General features: G+C 38.4%; 17 protein-coding genes. 2 read left to right on the top strand and 15 right to left on the bottom strand.

Features of this window, described 5'->3' with window-relative positions; all coding sequences use genetic code 11:
- Positions 1 to 9: 9 nt before the first annotated feature.
- The 14 genes from A8M50_RS01980 to A8M50_RS01915 all read right to left on the bottom strand — a co-directional run bounded on the left by A8M50_RS01980 (position 10) and on the right by A8M50_RS01915 (position 16372).
- The gene (locus tag A8M50_RS01980) at positions 10 to 774 is read right to left on the bottom strand and encodes a cell division protein FtsQ/DivIB (protein ID WP_005646427.1); all 765 of its coding nucleotides are present in this window, start codon (positions 772 to 774) and stop codon (positions 10 to 12) included.
- Complete coding sequence (locus A8M50_RS01975; protein WP_005646444.1) at positions 774 to 1694, bottom strand: D-alanine--D-alanine ligase; 921 nt, start codon at positions 1692 to 1694, stop codon at positions 774 to 776. The genes A8M50_RS01980 and A8M50_RS01975 overlap by 1 nt, the downstream gene beginning before the upstream one ends.
- An 85-nt stretch (positions 1695 to 1779) precedes the next feature.
- Positions 1780 to 3207 (bottom strand): UDP-N-acetylmuramate--L-alanine ligase, encoded by a 1428-nt coding sequence (gene murC / locus A8M50_RS01970; protein WP_005646351.1) that lies wholly within the window; start codon positions 3205 to 3207, stop codon positions 1780 to 1782.
- A 96-nt stretch (positions 3208 to 3303) separates the two neighbouring features.
- Positions 3304 to 4359, bottom strand: a complete 1056-nt coding sequence (gene murG / locus A8M50_RS01965) for an undecaprenyldiphospho-muramoylpentapeptide beta-N-acetylglucosaminyltransferase (protein ID WP_032826587.1) — start codon at positions 4357 to 4359, stop codon at positions 3304 to 3306.
- 11 nt (positions 4360 to 4370) lie between these two features.
- Positions 4371 to 5555 carry a putative lipid II flippase FtsW gene (ftsW, locus tag A8M50_RS01960; protein ID WP_005646358.1) on the bottom strand — a complete coding sequence of 395 codons (1185 nt, stop codon included), beginning with the start codon at positions 5553 to 5555 and terminating at the stop codon, positions 4371 to 4373.
- Positions 5556 to 5576: 21 nt separating this feature from the next.
- Positions 5577 to 6890 (bottom strand): UDP-N-acetylmuramoyl-L-alanine--D-glutamate ligase, encoded by a 1314-nt coding sequence (gene murD, locus A8M50_RS01955; protein WP_005646371.1) that lies wholly within the window; start codon positions 6888 to 6890, stop codon positions 5577 to 5579.
- 123 nt (positions 6891 to 7013) lie between these two features.
- On the bottom strand, positions 7014 to 8096 hold the full coding sequence (gene mraY / locus A8M50_RS01950) for a phospho-N-acetylmuramoyl-pentapeptide-transferase (RefSeq protein ID WP_005646401.1): 1083 nt from the start codon (positions 8094 to 8096) through the stop codon (positions 7014 to 7016).
- Entirely contained in the window at positions 8090 to 9463 is a 1374-nt protein-coding gene (murF, locus tag A8M50_RS01945) for a UDP-N-acetylmuramoyl-tripeptide--D-alanyl-D-alanine ligase (protein WP_005646285.1), read from the bottom strand. The genes mraY and murF overlap by 7 nt, the downstream gene beginning before the upstream one ends.
- Before the next feature lie 13 nt (positions 9464 to 9476).
- Positions 9477 to 10943 carry a UDP-N-acetylmuramoyl-L-alanyl-D-glutamate--2,6-diaminopimelate ligase gene (murE, locus tag A8M50_RS01940; protein ID WP_005646287.1) on the bottom strand — a complete coding sequence of 489 codons (1467 nt, stop codon included), beginning with the start codon at positions 10941 to 10943 and terminating at the stop codon, positions 9477 to 9479.
- A gap of 9 nt (positions 10944 to 10952) precedes the next feature.
- Positions 10953 to 12785 carry a penicillin-binding transpeptidase domain-containing protein gene (locus A8M50_RS01935; RefSeq protein ID WP_005643555.1) on the bottom strand — a complete coding sequence of 611 codons (1833 nt, stop codon included), beginning with the start codon at positions 12783 to 12785 and terminating at the stop codon, positions 10953 to 10955.
- A 12-nt stretch (positions 12786 to 12797) separates the two neighbouring features.
- On the bottom strand, positions 12798 to 13121 hold the full coding sequence (gene ftsL, locus A8M50_RS01930) for a cell division protein FtsL (RefSeq protein ID WP_005643553.1): 324 nt from the start codon (positions 13119 to 13121) through the stop codon (positions 12798 to 12800).
- Between the two features lie 2 nt (positions 13122 to 13123).
- Complete coding sequence (gene rsmH, locus A8M50_RS01925) at positions 13124 to 14089, bottom strand: 16S rRNA (cytosine(1402)-N(4))-methyltransferase RsmH (protein WP_005646431.1); 966 nt, start codon at positions 14087 to 14089, stop codon at positions 13124 to 13126.
- A 37-nt stretch (positions 14090 to 14126) separates the two neighbouring features.
- Positions 14127 to 14582, bottom strand: a complete 456-nt coding sequence (gene mraZ / locus A8M50_RS01920; RefSeq protein WP_005628276.1) for a division/cell wall cluster transcriptional repressor MraZ — start codon at positions 14580 to 14582, stop codon at positions 14127 to 14129.
- 203 nt (positions 14583 to 14785) lie between these two features.
- Positions 14786 to 16372 (bottom strand): carbon starvation CstA family protein, encoded by a 1587-nt coding sequence (locus A8M50_RS01915; RefSeq protein WP_005646407.1) that lies wholly within the window; start codon positions 16370 to 16372, stop codon positions 14786 to 14788.
- Positions 16373 to 16570: 198 nt separating this feature from the next.
- On the opposite strand from A8M50_RS01915, the gene A8M50_RS01910 reads away from it, so the two are divergent.
- Entirely contained in the window at positions 16571 to 16804 is a 234-nt protein-coding gene (locus tag A8M50_RS01910; protein ID WP_005646381.1) for a zinc ribbon domain-containing protein, read from the top strand.
- 36 nt (positions 16805 to 16840) lie between these two features.
- Here A8M50_RS01910 and fdhD read toward each other — a convergent pair whose 3' ends face one another.
- Positions 16841 to 17653, bottom strand: a complete 813-nt coding sequence (fdhD, locus tag A8M50_RS01905; RefSeq protein ID WP_005646379.1) for a formate dehydrogenase accessory sulfurtransferase FdhD — start codon at positions 17651 to 17653, stop codon at positions 16841 to 16843.
- 275 nt (positions 17654 to 17928) lie between these two features.
- Between fdhD and fdnG the strand changes: the two genes are divergently transcribed.
- Entirely contained in the window at positions 17929 to 21012 is a 3084-nt protein-coding gene (fdnG, locus tag A8M50_RS01895) for a formate dehydrogenase-N subunit alpha (RefSeq protein ID WP_155759340.1), read from the top strand.

The raw sequence follows: 21012 nt of genomic DNA, 5'->3' as shown, positions 1-21012 counted from the left end.
ACCTAGTTTTTATTTATCAGCCATACCCACTGCAGCGCCTGCCGCATATCGTAAATCTACATAATCTATTTTTTTATTTTCTGGAACATCAACTTGCGGATAAATCGTGACAAATCGTTCAAGCTTAGATTTCCATTCTCCACGACCTAACTTTAACACAATGTCATTATCAAGTGTTACTTGCCATGCACCGCGTTCATCAATATTCATGCCTTTTGCAATTAAATTTTTTGATTTAAAATCGGCATAAATCTGATTCCATGCTTCCAATACTTTTAAACTCTGATAATCTGGCCCACCTAAATAAGGCAAAGCATTCTCTTTTAAGCGTTCAATTGGAAGTTGAAATACAACGCCATCCTGAGTAACAAATTGATTCTGATTCCAAAATGCCACTGGTTGATATTCAGTAATCCAAATACTTAAACGATTTGGCCATATTTTTCGCACAATTGAACTTTTAACCCAAGGTAAAGCTTCTATTTGTGCTTGAATTGGCTCAACATCTTGCCCCCAAAAGCCTTTAAGAGTGCCCATTTTTAATAAGCTTTCCTTAATATCGGCATCCGTAGTAAAAACCTTTTGTCCAGCCAATGCAAAACCGCTAATAGGCTTATCATCCATTTTCTCTAGCAGCGTTTGCCAATTAAAATAGATACCAAGAGCCAGAAGTATACCAAGCAAAGCCAAGAAAGCCCGAATATGAAAATAATATTTAGGTTTTTGTTCACCAAAACGAATATTCTGTGGAGTTTTCCTTTTCAGAATGTTCATTACACACTTAGCTCCAAGATTTTCACAACAAGCTGTTCAAAAGAAATACCCACGCTTGCAGCAGATTTTGGGAATAAACTGTGGCTCGTCATTCCTGGATTCGTATTCACTTCAACTAAACGAAAATCACCTTTCGAATCGCACATGACATCAATACGGCTCCAACCACGACAACCCACTGCATCATAAGCGCGTTTTACTAATATAGCTAACTCTTGCTCACGCTCAGGCGTTAAACCTGCAGGACAGAAATATTGAGTATTATCAGAAATATATTTCGCATTGTAATCGTAGAACTCACCTTCAGGAACAATACGAATAGCTGGAAGCACTTGACTATCCAATACAGGCACTGTTAATTCATCACCAGCTAACCATTCTTCAATCAGAATCGTATTATCAAATTTAAGTGCATATTCCACCGCACTTTTTAGATCATCCACAGCTTTAACTTTAGTTAATCCAACACTAGAGCCTTCCAAAGAAGGTTTCACCATTAATGGTAAACCTAGTTTTTCCACTACAGCCTGAGCGTCTAATTCAGCAAAGGTTTCTCGGGTTACCACTTCCATATCTGCTACAGGTAATCCAAATGCTTTCCACAACATTTTTGTACGCATTTTATCCATAGTTAATGCAGAAGCCATTACTCCACAACCAGTATAAGGTAAACCAATTTGCTCTAATAAACCTTGCATTGTGCCATCTTCACCACCTCGGCCATGCAAAATATTAAACACTCGATGAAAACCATCCTTTTTAAGATTAGCAACATTATATTCTTTAGGATCAATAGGATGAGCATCATAACCTTGGTTTAATAAAGCCTCTAATACCGCTTTACCTGAATTGAGAGAAACTTCACGCTCAGCGGATGTTCCGCCTAATAACACTGCAATTTTTTCTTGTTTTAAATTCATTTTATCCTACTTATATATCTTATTCTGATGGCCTTAGTTAATAGATAAGACCATCTCAAATTTCTAAAATCTATTTATAAAAGTCTTAATTTTTCCAAGATTGAGCTAAGCCACGAGAGATTTTACTTACGCTACCCGCACCTTGCGCCAAAATCAAATCGCCATCTTGAATAATTTGATCAAGAACGTCACCTAATTGTGATGTGTCAGAAACCAAGATTGGATCGATTTTTCCTAAATTTCTAATGGAACGACAAAGCGATTTACTATCAGCTCCAACAATTGGGGCTTCTCCTGCTGCGTACACATCAAGCATAATTAATGCGTCCACTTGTGAAAGCACTTGTACAAAATCATCAAATAAATCACGAGTACGAGAATAACGATGAGGTTGGAAAACCATCACAATACGTTTATCTCCCCATCCTTCTCGTGCGGCTTTAATCGTTACGTCCACTTCTGTTGGGTGATGACCATAATCATCAACTAAACGAACCTTACCATTTGGACGAATGAATTCACCTAACTGATCAAAACGACGGCCTGCACCTTGGAAATCAGCGAGTGCTTCTAAAATAGCCTCATTGCCAATACCTTCTTCTTTTGCTACAGCAAGTGCAGCCGTTGCATTTAACGCATTATGTTTTCCTGGCACATTTAACAGCACATTAATACGCTCATTATCTGGACAAATCACTGTGTAATGACCTTGAAAACCTGTTTGTTCATAATCTTCAATACGATAATCTGCGTGTTCACTAAAACCATATGTAATCACTTGGCGACCAACTTTTGGCACAAGTTCCATTAATACAGGATCATCTGCACACATCACAGCTAAACCGTAGAATGGCAAATTATGCAGGAATTTCACATAAGTGGCTTTCATTTTTTCGAAATCACCTTCGTAGGTGTCCATATGGTCTGGTTCCATGTTAGTCACAACAGATACCATTGGCTGCAAATGCAAAAACGAGGCGTCACTTTCATCCGCTTCGGCAATTAAATAACGACTTGCACCTAGATGTGCATTTTTACCTGCAGATTTCACCAAACCACCATTAACGAATGTTGGATCGAGTTTTGCTTGGGTATAAATCATAGAAATCATAGCAGTTGTTGTCGTCTTCCCATGTGTTCCTGCAACAGCAATACCATGACGGAAACGCATAATTTCAGCCAACATTTGTGCTCGTTGAATCACTGGAATGCGTTTTTGTTTCGCCGCAACTAATTCAGGGTTATCATCTTTTATCGCGCTAGATACGACAACAACACTGGCACCTTCAATATGTTCTTCTGCATGGCCAATGTAGATTTTTGCTCCAGCTTGAGCTAAACGTTGAGTTACTAAGCCGTTAGCAATATCTGAGCCAGAGATTTGATAGCCTTCATTCAATAAAATCTCAGCAATACCACTCATTCCCGCGCCACCAATTCCAATAAAATGAATTTGTTGCACTCGACGCATTTCAGGGATAATTTTTCTAATTTCTTCGTGGGAATGTTTCATTTATTTTTCCTTTTTGACACATTGGCAAAATATTGGTGCCTATTCTAAAAGTGCGGTTGAAAATCGCAATATTTTTCTTATTCTTTGGAATATCAATTAGTTTGAATTTTCTATAATAACCTCAGCAACTCGCTGTGCAGAGAGTGGTGTCGACATTGCTTTCGCTTTCTCAGCCATTTGTAATAAATTTTCACGAGTAAAGTTTTTTAAATAATTCACCAGAATTTCAGGTGTTAAATCAGCCTGTTCTACAATCTTTGCCGCCCCCACATCAGCCAAATATTTCGCATTCAAATATTGTTGACGATCTTTATGTTGGAAAGGTACAAAAATAGCTGCAGAGCCAACTGCCGCAATTTCACATACAGTTAATGCGCCAGAACGGCAAATTATCACATCAGCCCAGGCATAAGCTTCAGCCATATCATCAATAAATTCTGTTATTTTAACTTGTTCTGAATTCTCGCCATAAAGTTTGGTAACTTCTTCTACCGCACCTTTACCTACTTGATGACGAACGTATAATTTATCTGCAAGCTGGGCGACTACTTTAGGTAAAGTATGATTAAGCACTCTCGCTCCTTGGCTACCACCAACCACTAAGACACGTAATTTTTCCTCACGCTCAGAAAAACGGAGCGTTGGATATGGCATCTTAAATAAATCTTCTCGAACTGGATTTCCTACAACTTCAGCATGAGGAAAAGCACTTGGAAATGCTTGCAATACGCGAGTAGCAATTTTAGCTAACCATTTATTCGTTAAACCTGCTATCGCATTTTGCTCATGCAAAATTATCGGTACACCACAAAGTTTTGCAGCAATACCGCCAGGACCTGAAACATACCCCCCCATTCCAAGTACCGCATCAGGCTTTTCTTCTTGGATAATTTTTTTTGCCTGAAACACGGCACGGAAAATCGCAAAAGGAGCGCTTAATAAAGCTTTTATGCCTTTGCCTCGCAAACCAGAAATTTGGATAAATCTAATCGGGATTCCATGTTTTGGTACAAGGTGAGCCTCCATTCGATCTTTGGTACCTAACCAGCAAATATCCCATTCTTGTTTTTGTAAAAATTGGGCCACAGCTATCGCTGGAAAAACATGACCGCCAGTTCCACCAGCCATCACTAATAATTTTTTATTTTTCATCATCTTTATCTCTAATCATCACGTAGACGTGCTTGACCTGCGCGAAGTAAACGATTTTCGTGATCAATACGTAATAAAATGCCAATAGTCGCTGACATAATAATAATACTCGAACCACCATAACTCACGAGTGGAAAGGTTAAACCTTTAGTCGGTAACATTCCTAGAGCCATACCTAAATTAACAAAGCCTTGAAAGAAAATCCAAAAGCCAATGCCTAACGCTAAAAATCCTCTAAAACGTTGTTCTAACATTAAAGATTCTTTACCAATCTTCAGGGCGCGAAAAACAAGTAAACCAAGCAAAATAACAACAATTAAAATGCCTATAAAGCCAAACTCTTCCCCAATAATCGCCATGATAAAGTCAGTATGCGCTTCAGGTAAATAATCTAGTTTTTGAATTGAATTACCTAACCCCTCCCCCGTTATTTCTCCACGACCAAATGCCATAAGAGAGTTCGTTAATTGGAAGCCTGTACCATAAGGGTCTTTAAACGGATCTAAAAAACCAGTGAAACGTTTTAAACGATAAGAAGCAGAGATGATTAACCAAGCGCCAAGAATTACACCTGTTGCGCCAAGCAAAATAAATTGGAAAAAGTGCGCACCAACGATAAATAGCATACCGAAAGTAATAACAAACAGTACAACTGTACTTCCCATATCAGGCTGAACTAAGAGGAACATCCCCATCACGCCCATCACAATAAAGGGTTTTATCGCACTAAATTTTCTACCTCGAACCTCATCATAACGACGAGTAAAATAGCTTGCCAAGAAACAAGTTAGTGCCAGCTTCGCAAATTCAGCTGGCTGAAAATTCAAAATCCCCAATGAAATCCAACGTTTAGCACCATTCACTGATGTACCGATAAATAATACGGCTATCAATAAAGCCACAGCTGCCCAGAAAATATTTACATTCCATTTTTCCAACTTTTCAGTTGGAATATACAACATGGCATAACAAGTCGATAAAGAAAGAAATACATAAAAAGCATCGCGTTTTGCAAAGTAAAAAGGATCATTAAATAAACGAGAGCTATAAGGAATAGATGCAGATGTTACCGAAACTAAACCAATTAAAAGCAAAATAACAAATAACCAAAATAGCGCACGATCATACAACAAACCTTGCGGAGTGATGCGTGTCCATTCATCGTAATTTTTTTTGATGTTTTGTAAAAATTCCATCTTATTTCATATATTACTAAATTAGGCTGAATATTGTGCTAAACGAGTAAATTCTTCACCGCGCTTTTCAAAAGAGGCAAACTGATCGAGGCTTGCACAAGCTGGCGACAATAATACCATATCTCCGCTTTGCAATGTTGGGCGTAAAAATTCTATCGCTTGTTCCATTGTATCGAACAAATAACTTTGCGATGAAAGCTTAGCGAGTTGCGCTCCATCTCGACCAAAACAATAACAAATAATGTGTGGTTGATTAATTAATTCAGCTAATTCTGAAAAATCAGCTCCTTTTCCATCACCACCTAGCAACAAATGCAATTTACCTTCCACATAAAGGCCTGCTAATGCGGCAACTGTACTCCCCACATTTGTTGCTTTAGAGTCATTAATCCAACGAATGCCATTAGCTTGATGCGCTAATTGAAAACGATGATCTAACCCTTTGAAATGACGAAGTGCGGTACGAATTGAATCTAAATTAATACCGACAGATTGTGCCAATGCCGTTGCCGCCAAAATATTCATATAATTATGGCGACCGACTAATGTTGCTTCTTCACAAGGCAAAATTACTTCATCTTTTGCCATTAAGTATTGCTTGCCATTTTCCGTTTTTAGCCAATAATCTGATGTATTTTCCGCAAAAGAAACGGTTTGTTTCGCTTGATTTTCACCTTCACCAAAAGTCAACTTATCCTCATTATTCAAAACTCCGACCTCAGCATTGTGATAAATGCGTAATTTTGCTTGGCGATAATCTTCTAAATCCACATAGCGATCCATATGATCTTCTGTCACGTTCAAGACCGTTGCTGCCGCAGCTTTTAAACTGTAAGTTGTTTCAAGCTGAAAACTAGACAACTCTAATACATAAAGTTCACAATCTTCATTCAATAATGACAAAGCGGGAATCCCAATATTTCCACCCATACCAACTTTCACGCCAGCAGCTTTCGCCATTTCATAAACTAAAGTAGTCACGGTACTTTTTCCATTTGAGCCTGTAATCCCCACAATTGGCTTCATCGCCGCGCGGCAGAATAATTCAATATCACCGATTACTTCTACTCCGGCTTTAAGTGCGGTTTGAATTTCAGGTGTTTTTACCGCAAGCCCTGGACTGATAACAATCATATCACTTTCAAGTAACCATTCCTGATTTAAACTACCAGTATGAAGAGGGATATTTTGAGGAAGTTTATCAACACCAGTAGGATTTTTTCGGGTATCAATCACACGAATATTAGCCTGTTGGGATAGGAGATAATCCACGCAAGAAAGACCTGTTTTGCCAAGCCCGATGATAGTAATATTTTTGTTTTGATAGGCGTTCATTTTCTTTCTTCTTAATTGCTATAAATTCTAAAATTATATTATTGATGGAAATATAAATTTCTTTTACTAACGTAAAAAAGGTCGCCCTTTCAAAAACTGAAAGAGCGAACCTAGCTATATTTATTAACGCAACTTCAAGGTGACCAATCCCATCAACACCAACATTAAGGAAATAATCCAAAACCGAATAATCACTCTTGGCTCTGGCCATCCCTTCAATTCAAAATGGTGGTGAATCGGTGCCATTCTAAAAATACGTTGTTTGCGTAACTTATAAGACCCTACTTGCAAAATAACAGAGAGCGCTTCAACAACAAATACCCCGCCCATTATCACAAGCAAAAATTCCTGACGAACTAGGATCGCCACTACACCAAGAGCTCCGCCTAATGCAAGGGAACCTACATCGCCCATAAAGACTTGCGCGGGATAAGTATTGAACCACAAGAATCCTAACCCCGCACCAACAATGGCTGTACAGAATACAACCACTTCAGAGCTATATTTAATGTATGGGATGTGCAAGTATTCTGCAAAATTCACGTTACCCGTTGCCCATGCAATTAACGCAAATGCGCCTGCAACAAGTGCTGTTGGCATAATCGCCAATCCATCCAAACCATCTGTTAAATTCACCGCATTACCCGTTCCAACAATCACAAAGTAAGACAACACAATATAGAACAAACCTAATTGAGGCATAATGTCTTTAAAGAATGGAATCACTAAACGGGTTGCATCAGTATCATGGCCAAGCCAATAAAGCCAAAGGATTGCTACTAATGCCACAACAGACATCCAGAAATATTTCCAACGAGCAATCAAACCATCCGTGTTTTTACGAGTAATTTTTCGGAAATCATCCACAAAACCAATTGCACCGTATCCAAATAATACAAATAAGCAAACCCAAATATAAGGATTAGAGAGATTTGCCCATAATAACGTACTTACGCCAATAGAGAATAAAATCATCACACCTCCCATAGTCGGTGTGCCTTTTTTTGCAAAGTGGCTTTCAGGACCATCATTTCGCACTTCTTGGCCAAATTTTAAGATCTGTAAACGTTTGATCACTTTTGGACCAATCCAAAGTGAGATAAAAAGTGCGGTTAATAATGCAAGAATTGCACGGACGGTAATATAAGAAATCGCATTAAAGGCGGTTTCATAACGAACAAGATATTCAGCAAGCCAGACTAACATTTAATTTTATCCTTTAATGAATAGATCACATCTTCCATTTTCATTGAGCGCGAGCCTTTTCCTAGCACCACAACTTTGTTATTTTGTTGTAATTGGGTTTCAATTAATGGCACAAGAAAATCAACCATCTCCACCTTATCAGTAAAATGCTTACCCGAAACAGCCTCAGAAATAACCGCACTTTCGTTGCCATAAGAACAAACTAAATCTAAATTTGCCGAATTGACATGCTCTCCTACTTCACGGTGAATAGCGAGAGAGTTTTCGCCTAACTCTTTCATATCACCGACACACAAAATACGGAAAGCATCATAACCTTTTAGGACATCAATGGCAGCACAGAGAGAATCTTTATTTGCATTATAAGTATCATCTAATAACAATAAATTAGGTGTTACTTGAATAGGGAATAAACGTCCTTTCACTTGTGAGCGTTGTTCTAATCCAGCTTTTACATCCGTAAGAGTGGCACCAACATTCATTGCAAGTGCAGTCGCTGCCAAAGCATTTTTTACATTATGTTCCCCCAGATAAGGTAAGTTAATCTCAATTTCACCTTGTGGGGAAATAAGTATAAAAGTGGAGCCTTGAGAAGTATGATGAATATTTTTTGCAGAATAATCTTTACCGTTGAAATATTGAATTTCATGTTCACCGATTTCTTTTTGCCAAAAATCTAAATGGTTATGTTCTGCATTAATAATCGCCACACCATTCGATGTTAAACCACGATAAATCTCACCTTTAGCTTGTGCAACGCCCTCTAAAGAACCAAAGCCCTCTAAATGCGCAGGCGCAATATTATTAATCAATGCGGCATCAGGTTGAGCTAATTTTGTGGTGTAATCAATTTCACCTTGATGATTTGCACCAAGTTCGATCACTGCGAAACGATGTTTTTCTGTTAAACGAAGAAGGGTTAAAGGCACACCAATATCGTTATTAAAATTCCCATTGGTAAAAAGTACCGCTTCTGAATCACCAGCAGTATATTGCAAAATACTCGCCGTCATTTCTTTTACTGTAGTTTTACCAGAAGACCCTGTCATCGCGACAGTACACGGATTAATTTTCTCGCGTAACCATTTTGCAAGTTCTCCCAAAGCAATTCGAGTATCCTTAACCACCAGTTGTGGAACAGAAATGGAAGAATTTTCTTGCTGAACAACAACGGCTACCGCACCTTGTGCTACCGCTTGTTCAAGATATTGGTGAGCATCAAACTTTTCGCCTTTCAACGCAAAAAATAAACTATTTGATACGCTTTTTCGGGTATCTGTATTAATTTCTTCAACTTGCACATTTTTATCGCCAATTAATTTAGCTTGAAGAATCTGTGCTAATTTTTCAGTAGAGAGTTTAATCATAATTTAATTGTTATTATTTTAAAAAATCATGGGCAATTTCTTGGTCTGAAAAATGCATGATTTCAGTGCCAATAATTTGATAATTTTCATGGCCTTTGCCAGCGATTAAAATCACATCATTTTCAACCGCACTTTCAATCGCAAACTGAATAGCCTGTTCGCGATCAGGAATAATGCCGACTTTATCCATATTTTTAAAGCCAGCGACAATATCTGATTCAATTTGGCTTTGTGATTCTGTTCGAGGATTATCTTTTGTCACTATAACCTTTTCAGCAAACTGCTCTGCGACTTGTGCCATCAATGGACGTTTACCTCTATCGCGGTCTCCACCACAGCCAAAAATACACCATAACTCACCTTGGCAATGTTCACGCGCTGCCATCAAGGCTTTTTCTAGTGCGTCAGGTGTATGCGCATAATCTACAATAACTGTTGGTTTATTTGGATATTGAATCATTTCCATTCTTCCACATACTCCTTTCAAAGATTTCGCCGTAGCGAGTAAATTTCCCAACGGATAACCAAACGATAATAATGTGGTCATCACTAATAATAAGTTGCTTACATTGAAAGCACCGATTAATGGACTATGCAATACGCCATTACCCCAGCTAGATTCAAAAGTAATATCAGCACCTTTAGCGTGATAGTGGATATTTGTTGCCTTCATCCATTGATGTGAGTTTGATTGGAAGTCAGCGCTCGTACTTACCGCAATAGCATCAGGCAATTCACTTAACCATTGGCATCCAATCTCATCATCAGCGTTAATCACTTTAATTTGCGTATCTAATTCGGTGAACAAGCGTTTTTTAGCCGAAGCGTAATTTTCCATAGTCTGGTGATAATCTAGATGATCACGCGTTAAGTTCGTAAAAATTGCTGCTTTAAAATGCAATGACTCCACGCGATGTTGTGCCAAACCATGCGATGAAACTTCAATAGAGGCAAAATCAGCGCCAGCTTGCTTAAAACTGAAAAGTGATGATTGAATTTCCACAGCTGAGCCAGTTGTATTTTTAGCTTCTACAACTTGACCTAAAAGGCCATTACCAATGGTTCCCATCACTGCCGCACGATGACCTAATAATTCAGCCCATTGCGCTAATAATTGAGAAATAGTGGTTTTGCCATTTGTCCCAGTTACGCCAACAAGCGTTAATTTTTTAGAAGGCGAATCATAGAAAATATCCGCCAAAGACGAAAGATGACGTGCAAGTTGATAATATTTAACTACTGGTACATTCCCGATAAACGTTACAGTTAAATGCTCACTAGATAATTCTGTCTCAGAAACTACCGCACTCGCACCAGAATGAATAGCTGAATTAATAAATTGATTTCCATCAACCTGATGACCTTTTATCGCCACAAAAAGATCGCCAGCTTTAACTTTACGGCTATCCAACACCATATTATGGAGTTCTACATCATCCTTTAATTCAGGCAAATTAAAAAGTGCGGTGAGTTTTTTCATAATTTTTCCTTAATTCACTTTTTGATTCTTGTGATCACCAACATATACGATACGTTTTGCGCTTTTAGTTGCTGTTTTTTCAACAGGTTCAGCATCTTGTGGAATAGCATTTGCACGCAAAGCATAGCCCATAATGCTAGAGAATACTGGCGCAGAGACTGCACCACCATAATATTCACCGGCTTTTGGATCATTAATCAAAATCACTAATGCATAACGAGGGTCACTAATCGGTGCAATACCCGCAGTGAATGCCACATATTTATTTACATAATGTCCATTTTCAATCTTACGTGCCGTACCCGTTTTCACGCCAACACGGTAGCCTTCCACCATAGCGCGTTTATTTTTAATTGCTACTTTCTCTAAAATCCCTACGATATCTTTGGTTATTTTCTCAGAGAAAACACGTTTTCCAATGACTGGCGGATCGACTTTAGTAATAGAAAGCGGGCGATAGACACCAAAACTACCAAGGGTTGCATATGCTCTAGCTATTTGTAAAGGTGTCGCAGTAATACCGTAACCATAAGCGACTGTTGCACGTTCAATATCTGCCCAGCGTTTACGGTTTGCGTTCAAAATCCCAACTTGTTCACCAATCAAGCCTAAATCTGTCGGTTTACTTAAACCGGCATTTTGATAAGTTTCCATCAATGCACTAGGTGGCATACGCAATGCAAGGCGACTCACACCGCGGTTACTGGAATTAATTAAAATCTCATCTAAAGTTTGTTGTGCTCGAGGTGCAACGTCCACAATTTCTTTGCCGCTAACTGTGAATGATCCCGTGTTGATGATTTCATCACGGCGCACCACTCCACGTTGAAGTGCGGTTAAAACTACGAAAGGTTTTACAGTAGAACCTGGCTCAAACGTATCGGTGATTGCACGGTTACGCATTAACTCGGATTTCACACCCACACGGTTGTTTGGATTATAAGATGGTGCAGTAGCCATAGCCAACACTTCACCAGTTCGAACATCAACTAATACCGCTGTACCAGACTCGGCATTATTATCAGACACCGCCTTTTTAATCTCACGATATACCATGGATTGTAATTTTTCATCGATACTTAAGGTGACATCTTGCGCATCATATTTTTTCTCATCCGCAATATGTTCAACGATATTTCCGCGTTTATCTTTACGAACAGTACGTGAACCATCTTTACCCACAAGCATGGAATTAAAGCTTTTCTCAATGCCCTCAATACCGTTTCCATCAATATCGGTATAGCCCACCACATGCGCAGCTTCTTCTACGCGAGGATAAAAACGACGATGCTCAGTTTCTAAATTAATACCTTTAATCTTAAGTTTACGAATATAATCTGCTTTGTTCGATTCTACTTGACGGGCCAAATACAAATAACCTGATTTGGAATTCTTCTCGATTTTTTTCACCAAATCATTTTCGCTCATACCCAATTCTTGGGCCAAAGCAGTAATCCGTTCTTTATCCGCAAGTGCATTTTCTTTTAACATGGTTTTCGGATCTGCAACTACAGCATTCATCGGTACACTCACAGATAAAAGCTGACCATTACGATCTAAAATTGAACCACGCACAGATAACACTTCATCTTTACGCAAAGAACGTTTATCCGCCTCTCCAGATAAGGTGCTCGAATCAACAGACTGCACATAAGCCGCACGAGCGACTAAAGCACATAAACCGGCCAAAATAAAAAAAGCAGAAACCCAATAACGAACACGCATAAAACATTTTTCAAACACAATTTTCGGTTTGTTATGTTTTACGGCTTCAGGTGCGGTCAATTTTCTAATTGTTTTTTTTGCTTTACCTGATTTACGAGAAGAATTGAACTTAACCATCTTTTCTACCTATTATTCTCTAATTTCAACTTCTTGTTCTGGGGATAATGTTTTCATTTTTAAGGTGCCAACAGCAATAGACTCTACTCGAGTACTGTCTCCTTCTGTTGCTTCTTGTACTTGCAAATTTCGATATTCACTTTCAAGCGCTTGGCGCTGTAAAACCAATTGACCATTTTCAGAAATTAATCGACGAGTCTGATGAGTTACCCAAATCACGCTCATTGATGAAATCAAAATCGCAACCAATAACAACACAATCAATTTATTTGAAGAAAATAGATCTTCGACCAAAATCTGCTGTAACGGATAACGAGGTTTATTATTTTCAGACATCACTAAATTCTCTCCGCTACACGTAATACCGCACTTCTTGAACGAGGATTTGCTTGAATTTCTGCATCACTTGGTTGAATTGCTTTACCAATAGTTTTTAATTTTTGATTACGTTGAATTTGGTCTTCTCGCAATGGCAAACCTTTAGGGATATCCTCACCTTTACTTTGTTTTTTCATAAAATGTTTCACCATTCTATCTTCTAAAGAATGGAAACTAATAATTGATAAACGCCCTTCTGGCGCTAGCATATCTAAAGCAGAATTAAGTACACTTTCCAATTCATCTAATTCTGCATTGATGAAAATACGAATAGCTTGGAAACTGCGAGTAGCAGGATGTTTATGTTTATCTTTGAAAGGTACCGCTTGTGAAATAAGCTCAGCTAATTGACTAGTACGCGATAAAAATTCTGTGCCATTTTTAGCCGCACTTTTGTTGTAATCAACAATAGCAGTGGCAATACGTTTAGCAAAACGCTCCTCGCCAAAAGTTTTCAAAACCCAAGTTAAATCCTCAACCGCTACTTGTTTTAACCATTCTTCTGCAGACAAACCTTGAGTCGTGTCCATACGCATATCAAGCGGGCCATCTTTCATAAAACTAAAACCACGCTCTGCTTCATCAAGCTGTGGGGATGACACACCAAGATCAAGCAAAATACCGTCAATTTTGCCCACTAAATTTAATTTTTCACAAATTTCAGGAATATGGGAAAAGCTGTTGTGTTCAATCTGAAAACGTGAATCTTGAATTTTTTGAGCTTCAGCAATGGCTCTGGGATCTCGGTCAACACCAATAAGACGACCATTTGAGGATAATTTAGAAAGGATTAAGCGAGAATGGCCACCACGGCCAAAAGTACCGTCAATATAAATTCCATTTTCCTTCAATGCCAAGCCATTCACGGCTTCGTGAAGTAAAACTGTGATATGTTCAGGTGAAGAAAAGGAATTTTCGGTATCCATAAATACAATATAAAAGTAAAAAACGGTGAATCATTTTCTATAATGAGAAATCTTTCAAAGCCTCAGACGCAAAGTCTGCACTTGAACCAATTTCCATATCTTCTTCAATTTGGGCATGCCATTCTACAGCGCTCCAAATTTCAAATTTATTAAGTTGCCCAACCAACATTAAACCTTTTTCTAATTTTGCATGTTGGCGTAATGGACCACTAAGCAAAATACGGCCCTGAGCATCCATCTCACACTCAGTGGCATGACCAAGCATTACTCGTTGCAAACGGCGTTGAGTAGGATCAAAGTTAGAAAGTGCGAGAAGTTTTTGTTCGATTTTTTCCCATTCATCAAGGGGATAAAGTAAAAGGCAGGGTTGACGAATATCCACAGTACAAACCATTTGCCCTTGGTTCTTTTCAAGAATTTCAGAGCGATAGCGGGTTGGGATCGCTACGCGTCCCTTAGAATCTAAATTAACCGCTGTTGCACCACGAAACATATTACGCCTTAAAAATTGAACTTATTTTGAGAAATTTTTCTAAAAATCTCCACAAAACACCACTTTTCTCCACATCTACGTAAGTTTATAATTTGTTTGCTTAAGTTGCAAGCGATTATCCCTGAAATACCCTATTTTTATCAAAATAAAAAGCCGTTTGAGACAATATCTCAAACGGCTTTTTTTAAACCAAATTATCTTGATTAATTATTCACATACGCTTCTTCATCACGCTCGCCTAATGGCTTAAGCATAGCGAAGAATAACACAATACAAACAATTGTTGTTGCAAAACCAAGATAAACAGAAAGTTGATAATCTAAACCGAAACCGATTTTGTTGTAGAACAAGTAAGTTGCACATACTGTTGTAATAAACCAAGCTGGAATAGACGCAACCCAGTGGAATTTATGGTAGCGATATAAGTATGCTGCTGCAGTCCATAACATTACCATTGCTGTCATTTGGTTTGCCCAAGTGAAATAACGCCATAATACACTAAAGTCAATCGTTGAAACGAAATAGCCTAATACGAATAGTGGTACAGCAATTAGTAAACGTTTAGGTAATGAACGTTGGTCGATATGGAAAATTTCCGCTAATTGTAAACGAGCAGCACGGAATGCGGTATCGCCAGAAGTAATAGGTAAAACCACCACACCTAACACAGCAAAGATACCACCGATAAAGCCTAAGAAGTGTAATGAACTGTCATATACAACTTTAGATGGTGAACCTGCTGTAATCGCATCTTGTAATGCTTGTGGATTTTCATAGAATGCAAGACCAACCATACACCAGATTAACGCAATTACACCTTCAGCAATCATTGCACCATAAAAGATAAAACGACCTTCTTTTTCATTTTCAGCACAACGCGCCATTAAAGGAGTTTGAGTTGCATGGAAACCAGATAATGCACCACAAGAAATAGTTAAGAACAATAATGGCCAAATTGGAACATCACCCTTCACTTGGAAGTTTTGAGCAAATTTTTCTAAAGTTAAACCTTGACCATCTGCATTGATAGTACGGAAGAACTCAATAGGATCAACTGCACTAAAGTGTGCAGAAACTAAGCCATACACCATACCCACAGACATAAATAGCAACAATGCGCCAAAGAGCGGATAGATTCGACCGATAATTTTGTCGATTGGCAATAAAGTCGCAAGAATATAGTAAGCAAAAATAATAATCGTCCAAACTGCAACAACCGTTGCTTTATCCATTCCCCATACTTTGATACCACCGGCTTCAACTGCATGATGAACAGCTTCAGCATCACCTAATTGTAACGCGCCTTGAGATGCGCCCAATAAGTCCATGGTAATCGTACCCATTAATTGAGCTGGGCTTGATACAAACACAACACCTACTAATAATAGAAGTACAAGTGCTAATGTGTTAATAAATACTTTTACAGGGCGACCTAAGAATTTACCAGCTAAATGTGGCATAGTTGCACCGCCATGACGGATACTCAACATACCACAGAAATAGTCATGTACTGCACCGGCAAAAATACAACCGATTACAATCCATAGCATTGCCACTGGTCCGTATAACGCACCAAGAATTGGACCAAAAATAGGACCAGTTCCAGCAATGTTTAATAATTGAATTAACCAAATTTTGGTTTTTGACATTGGCATATAATCCACGCCATCATTTACTTGATAAGCAGGGGTCTGACGTTGTGGATTAATCACAAAGATTTTTTCGATAATTTTTCCATAAACAAAGTAACCAAGAATCAAGATGGCTACACAAAAGAAAAACCATAACATAAAAAGGCTCCTCAAAAGATAAAAGAAAGTATTTAGTAGATGCCCTAAACAAGCTGCGGTATTCTATTTCAAATTGTTTAAAATCAAAAATTGAATTTAAGAAATTTTATGGATTTGTGACTTGCATCACATTTGTAAAACCGAAGAATTCTATTAGAATACTAATAAATAAGTAATTTTATAATTATAAAGAAAAAGATGACCTTAACTCGATGCCCTGAATGCAGAAAAAAGATTAGTGAAAATGCAGAAAACTGCCCTAATTGCGGTTTTTCTTTCAAACAAGCAGATTTAGAAGTTTATAAACAACAATTAGAAAGACGTCGACTGCATAATGCTGAAATCAATCGTAAAAGTACAAAACTCCACATAATTTGGTTTTGCATATTTGCTATTTTTATCGCGCTGGCTAGTTGGATTACAAATAAATAGAAAAAATATTTCGTATGTATAGAGTTACTTCAGATATCAACTATTAATTCGTTCATCTCCACTATAGATATTCCCTTTACCTTCTCTTGCAAAGCCAATCAAAGTCAAATGATGTGTTTCAGCCATTTTCACAGCAAGATCAGTTGCTCCAGAAATGGTCACTAACATTTCCACCCCACAAGAAATAGTTTTTTGAACCATTTCATAACTTGCACGACTCGAAGCGACAATAATTCCATTAGGCTTGCCTGATTTTGCATGCCAGCCAAGTAATTTATCAAGCGCAACATGACGACCCACATCTTCAAAAATAGCAAGCATATTGCCTTCTAAATCAAAAAAACCACAAGCATGAGTCGAACCTGTTTGCTGACCCAATCGTTGATTTTTATGAAGATCTAACAAACAACCATCGAGCAAATTCAAATCAAACTTAAAAGTGCGGTCTAATTTTGGAAAGTTTTTATACACTTGATTAAGCTGCTCCGTGCCACAAATGCCACACCCCGTACGTCCAGTTAGGGTACGACGATGCTCTTTTAATGCCATAAATTTTCGGCTAGACAGTTCGATTTGCACTTCAATACCATTGCAAACTTCCACAACATCAATGCCGTAAATATCCGAAGGTTTTTCAATAATGCCTTCCGTGAGAGAAAACCCCAGAGCAAATACCTCTAAATCTTTCGGTGAACACATCATAACCGCATGAGAAATACCGTTATAAACTAATGAAACTGGCATTTCGACAGCTAGAAAATCTTCTTTTGATTGTAAAAGTGCGGTTGAATTTTCTATACTTTTATTTCTTTTAAAAAAGTTAATCGTTTGTTTAATCAGCCAATCCATTCTTTACCTACCCATTACTAAAATGTAAAAAAAATGTTAATATTTTTGTAAATTTATGATCTAGATCATAATATTTCTGCGTTATAATGCCATTTGATTATGGATTTATCGTTAAAAAATCGTTATTCTAGTCGCCCATAAATTGGCCTACTTTTGAACCAATTTACTATGTTGAGTAACGTTATTTTAACGAAATCAACCAAATTATCTAGTTACACTAAACGAATTTATTACTATCTAAATATCTCAACAACTTGTTGTTGAAAGGAGTGATTATGCAGATCTCAAGAAGAAAATTCTTTAAGGTCTGTGCAGGTGGTATGGCGGGAACATCGGCTGCGATGTTGGGTTTTGCCCCAGCAAGTGCGTTAGCTGCGCCGCGTGAATACAAATTATTACGCGCATTTGAATCTCGTAACACTTGTACATATTGTTCCGTAAGCTGTGGTATGTTGCTTTATAGCACAGGCAAACCTTACGATACGTTAAGCAGCCACACTGGCACCAATACTCGTTCAAAATTATTCCATCTCGAGGGCGATCCAGATCATCCGGTTAGCCGTGGTGCACTCTGTCCTAAAGGTGCTGGCGCCCTTGATTATGTAAATAGCGAAAGCCGCTGTTTATATCCTGAATATCGTGCACCGGGCTCTGATAAATGGGAACGCATTTCTTGGCATGATGCTATTAAGCGTATTGCCCGTTTAATGAAAGATGACCGTGATGCCAACTTCGTTGAAAAAAATGCTGCAGGTAATACTGTAAACCGTTGGACCACCACTGGGATTATGACCGCATCCGCTATCAGTAATGAAGCCGCGTTACTCACCCATAAATGGATCCGAATGTTAGGGATGTTGCCGGTATGTAACCAAGCTAATACTTGACACGGACCAACGGTAGCAAGTCTTGCTCCATCATTTGGTCGCGGTGCCATGACAAATAACTGGGTTGATATCAAAAACGCAAACCTTATTCTTGTTCAAGGTGGTAACCCTGCCGAAGCTCACCCTGTTGGCTTCCGTTGGGCAATTGAAGCGAAGAAAAACGGTGCGAAAATCATCGTAGTTGACCCTCGCTTTAACCGTACAGCATCTGTTGCTGACCTTCACGCACCAATTCGTTCTGGTTCTGATATTGCGTTCTTAATGGGCGTAATCCGTTACCTATTGGAAACTAATCAGATTCAACACGAATACGTTAAACACTATACCAATGCATCATTCTTAATTAATGAAGGCTATAAGTTTGAAGACGGTTTATTCTCTGGCTTTAACGAAGAAAGACGCAATTACGATAAATCAACTTGGAATTACCAATTTGATGAAAACGGCAATGCAAAACGTGATATGACATTACAACACCCTCGTTGTGTAATTAATATCTTAAAAGATCACGTTTCTCGTTATACTCCAGAAATGGTTGAACGCGTTACCGGCGTAAAACAAAAAGTGTTCTTACAAATTTGTGAAGAAATCGGTAAAACTTCTGCGCCAAATAAAACAATGACGCACTTATATGCATTAGGTTTTACAGAGCACACAATCGGTACACAAAATATTCGTTCTATGGCGATGATCCAATTACTTTTAGGTAATATTGGTATGCCAGGAGGCGGTATTAATGCACTTCGTGGACACTCAAATGTTCAAGGTACAACTGATATGGGCCTACTACCAACAATGTTGCCAGGCTATATGCGTTTACCAAACGAAAAAGAAACCTCTTACGAACAATATATGAATGCGATTACGCCGAAAGATATCGTGCCTAATCAAGTCAACTATTATCGTAATACCTCAAAATTCTTCGTAAGTATGATGAAAACCTTCTACGGAGATAAAGCTACAAAAGAAAATGGCTGGGGCTTTGATTTCATCCCTAAAGTTGACCGTGTTTATGACCCTATCACGCATGTAAAAATGATGCATGATGGTGAATTAAACGGCTGGATTTTACAAGGTTTCAACGTATTAAACTCTTTACCGAACAAAAACAAAACTGTTGCGGGTATGAGTAAATTAAAATACTTAGTTGTGCTTGATCCATTACAAACTGAAAGTTCTGAGTTCTGGAAAAACTTTGGTGAATCTAACAATGTAAATCCAGCAGAAATTCAAACTGAGGTATTCCGTTTACCTACAACCTGTTTCGCAGAAGAAGATGGTTCTATTGCCAACTCAGGTCGTTGGGCACAATGGCACTGGAAAGGTTGTGATCAACCTGGCGAAGCAATGCCTGATGTTGAAATTCTTTCCATGATTCGTGAAGAAATGCACGACCTTTATAAAAAAGAAGGTGGTCGTGGTATTGAATCCTTTGAAGCGATGACCTGGAATTATGCTCAACCACATTCACCAAGCTCAGCTGAACTAGCCAAAGAGCTTAATGGTTATGCACTTGAAGATCTTTATGATGCGAATAACAATCTCATCTATAAGAAAGGTCAATTATTAAATGGATTTGCTCACTTAAGAGATGATGGTACTACCACATCCGGAAACTGGCTCTATGTTGGTCAATGGACAGAAAAAGGTAACCAAATGGCAAATCGTGATAATTCTGACCCTTCAGGATTAGGTTGTACTGTAGGCTGGGGCTTTGCATGGCCTGCAAATCGTCGCGTTCTTTACAATCGCGCATCATTAGATATCAACGGTAATCCATGGGACAAACACCGCCAATTAATTAAATGGAATGGTAAAAACTGGAACTGGTATGACATTGCTGACTACGGTGCGCAACCGCCAGGTTCAGATGCAGGTCCGTTTATTATGTCTGCGGAAGGTGTTGGTCGTCTATTCGCTGTTGATAAAATCAATAATGGTCCAGTACCAGAACACTTTGAACCGATTGAAAGCCCAATTGATACTAACCCACTTCATCCAAGTGTAGTAACGGATCCAACTATCCGTATCTATAAAGAAGACCGTGAGTTTATTGGTTCAAATAAAGAGTATCCATTTGTGGCTACAACTTATCGTTTAACTGAACACTTCCACAGTTGGACAGCTCAATCTGCTCTAAACATCATCGCTCAACCACAACAGTTTGTGGAAATTGGCGAGAAATTAGCTGCAGAAAAAGGCATCCAAAAAGGTGATATGGTAAAAGTCACTTCAAGACGTGGTTACATCAAAGCGGTTGCCGTTGTGACTAAACGTTTGAAAGATTTAGAAATCGATGGACGCACAGTTCACCATATTGGTATTCCAATTCACTGGAATATGAAATCCTTAAATGGTAAAGGTAACCGTGGTTTCTCAGCAAATACCTTAACACCATCTTGGGGTGAATCAATTACACAAACACCGGAATATAAAACTTTCTTGGTGAACGTAGAAAAGGCGGAGGCATAA

Origin of the sequence: Haemophilus haemolyticus, assembly GCF_001679045.1 — a bacterium.
Lineage (GTDB): Bacteria > Pseudomonadota > Gammaproteobacteria > Enterobacterales > Pasteurellaceae > Haemophilus > Haemophilus haemolyticus.
Note: the sequence above shows the minus strand (reverse complement) of the source record. Positions and strands in the feature narration are given on the sequence as shown.

What these genes read in the sequence shown, in the direction of transcription:
- A8M50_RS01910 (WP_005646381.1), top strand. Translation starts at nt 16,571, where the DNA reads ATGACCTTAACTCGATGCCCTGAATGCAGAAAAAAGATTAGTGAAAAT.
- A8M50_RS01935 (WP_005643555.1), bottom strand. Translation starts at nt 12,785, where the DNA reads ATGGTTAAGTTCAATTCTTCTCGTAAATCAGGTAAAGCAAAAAAAACA.
- fdhD (WP_005646379.1), bottom strand. Translation starts at nt 17,653, where the DNA reads ATGGATTGGCTGATTAAACAAACGATTAACTTTTTTAAAAGAAATAAA.
- A8M50_RS01915 (WP_005646407.1), bottom strand. Translation starts at nt 16,372, where the DNA reads ATGTTATGGTTTTTCTTTTGTGTAGCCATCTTGATTCTTGGTTACTTT.
- murD (WP_005646371.1), bottom strand. Translation starts at nt 6,890, where the DNA reads ATGAACGCCTATCAAAACAAAAATATTACTATCATCGGGCTTGGCAAA.
- murC (WP_005646351.1), bottom strand. Translation starts at nt 3,207, where the DNA reads ATGAAACATTCCCACGAAGAAATTAGAAAAATTATCCCTGAAATGCGT.
- ftsL (WP_005643553.1), bottom strand. Translation starts at nt 13,121, where the DNA reads ATGTCTGAAAATAATAAACCTCGTTATCCGTTACAGCAGATTTTGGTC.
- A8M50_RS01980 (WP_005646427.1), bottom strand. Translation starts at nt 774, where the DNA reads ATGAACATTCTGAAAAGGAAAACTCCACAGAATATTCGTTTTGGTGAA.
- mraY (WP_005646401.1), bottom strand. Translation starts at nt 8,096, where the DNA reads ATGTTAGTCTGGCTTGCTGAATATCTTGTTCGTTATGAAACCGCCTTT.
- murF (WP_005646285.1), bottom strand. Translation starts at nt 9,463, where the DNA reads ATGATTAAACTCTCTACTGAAAAATTAGCACAGATTCTTCAAGCTAAA.
- ftsW (WP_005646358.1), bottom strand. Translation starts at nt 5,555, where the DNA reads ATGGAATTTTTACAAAACATCAAAAAAAATTACGATGAATGGACACGC.
- mraZ (WP_005628276.1), bottom strand. Translation starts at nt 14,582, where the DNA reads ATGTTTCGTGGTGCAACAGCGGTTAATTTAGATTCTAAGGGACGCGTA.
- rsmH (WP_005646431.1), bottom strand. Translation starts at nt 14,089, where the DNA reads ATGGATACCGAAAATTCCTTTTCTTCACCTGAACATATCACAGTTTTA.
- A8M50_RS01975 (WP_005646444.1), bottom strand. Translation starts at nt 1,694, where the DNA reads ATGAATTTAAAACAAGAAAAAATTGCAGTGTTATTAGGCGGAACATCC.
- murE (WP_005646287.1), bottom strand. Translation starts at nt 10,943, where the DNA reads ATGAAAAAACTCACCGCACTTTTTAATTTGCCTGAATTAAAGGATGAT.
- murG (WP_032826587.1), bottom strand. Translation starts at nt 4,359, where the DNA reads ATGAAAAATAAAAAATTATTAGTGATGGCTGGTGGAACTGGCGGTCAT.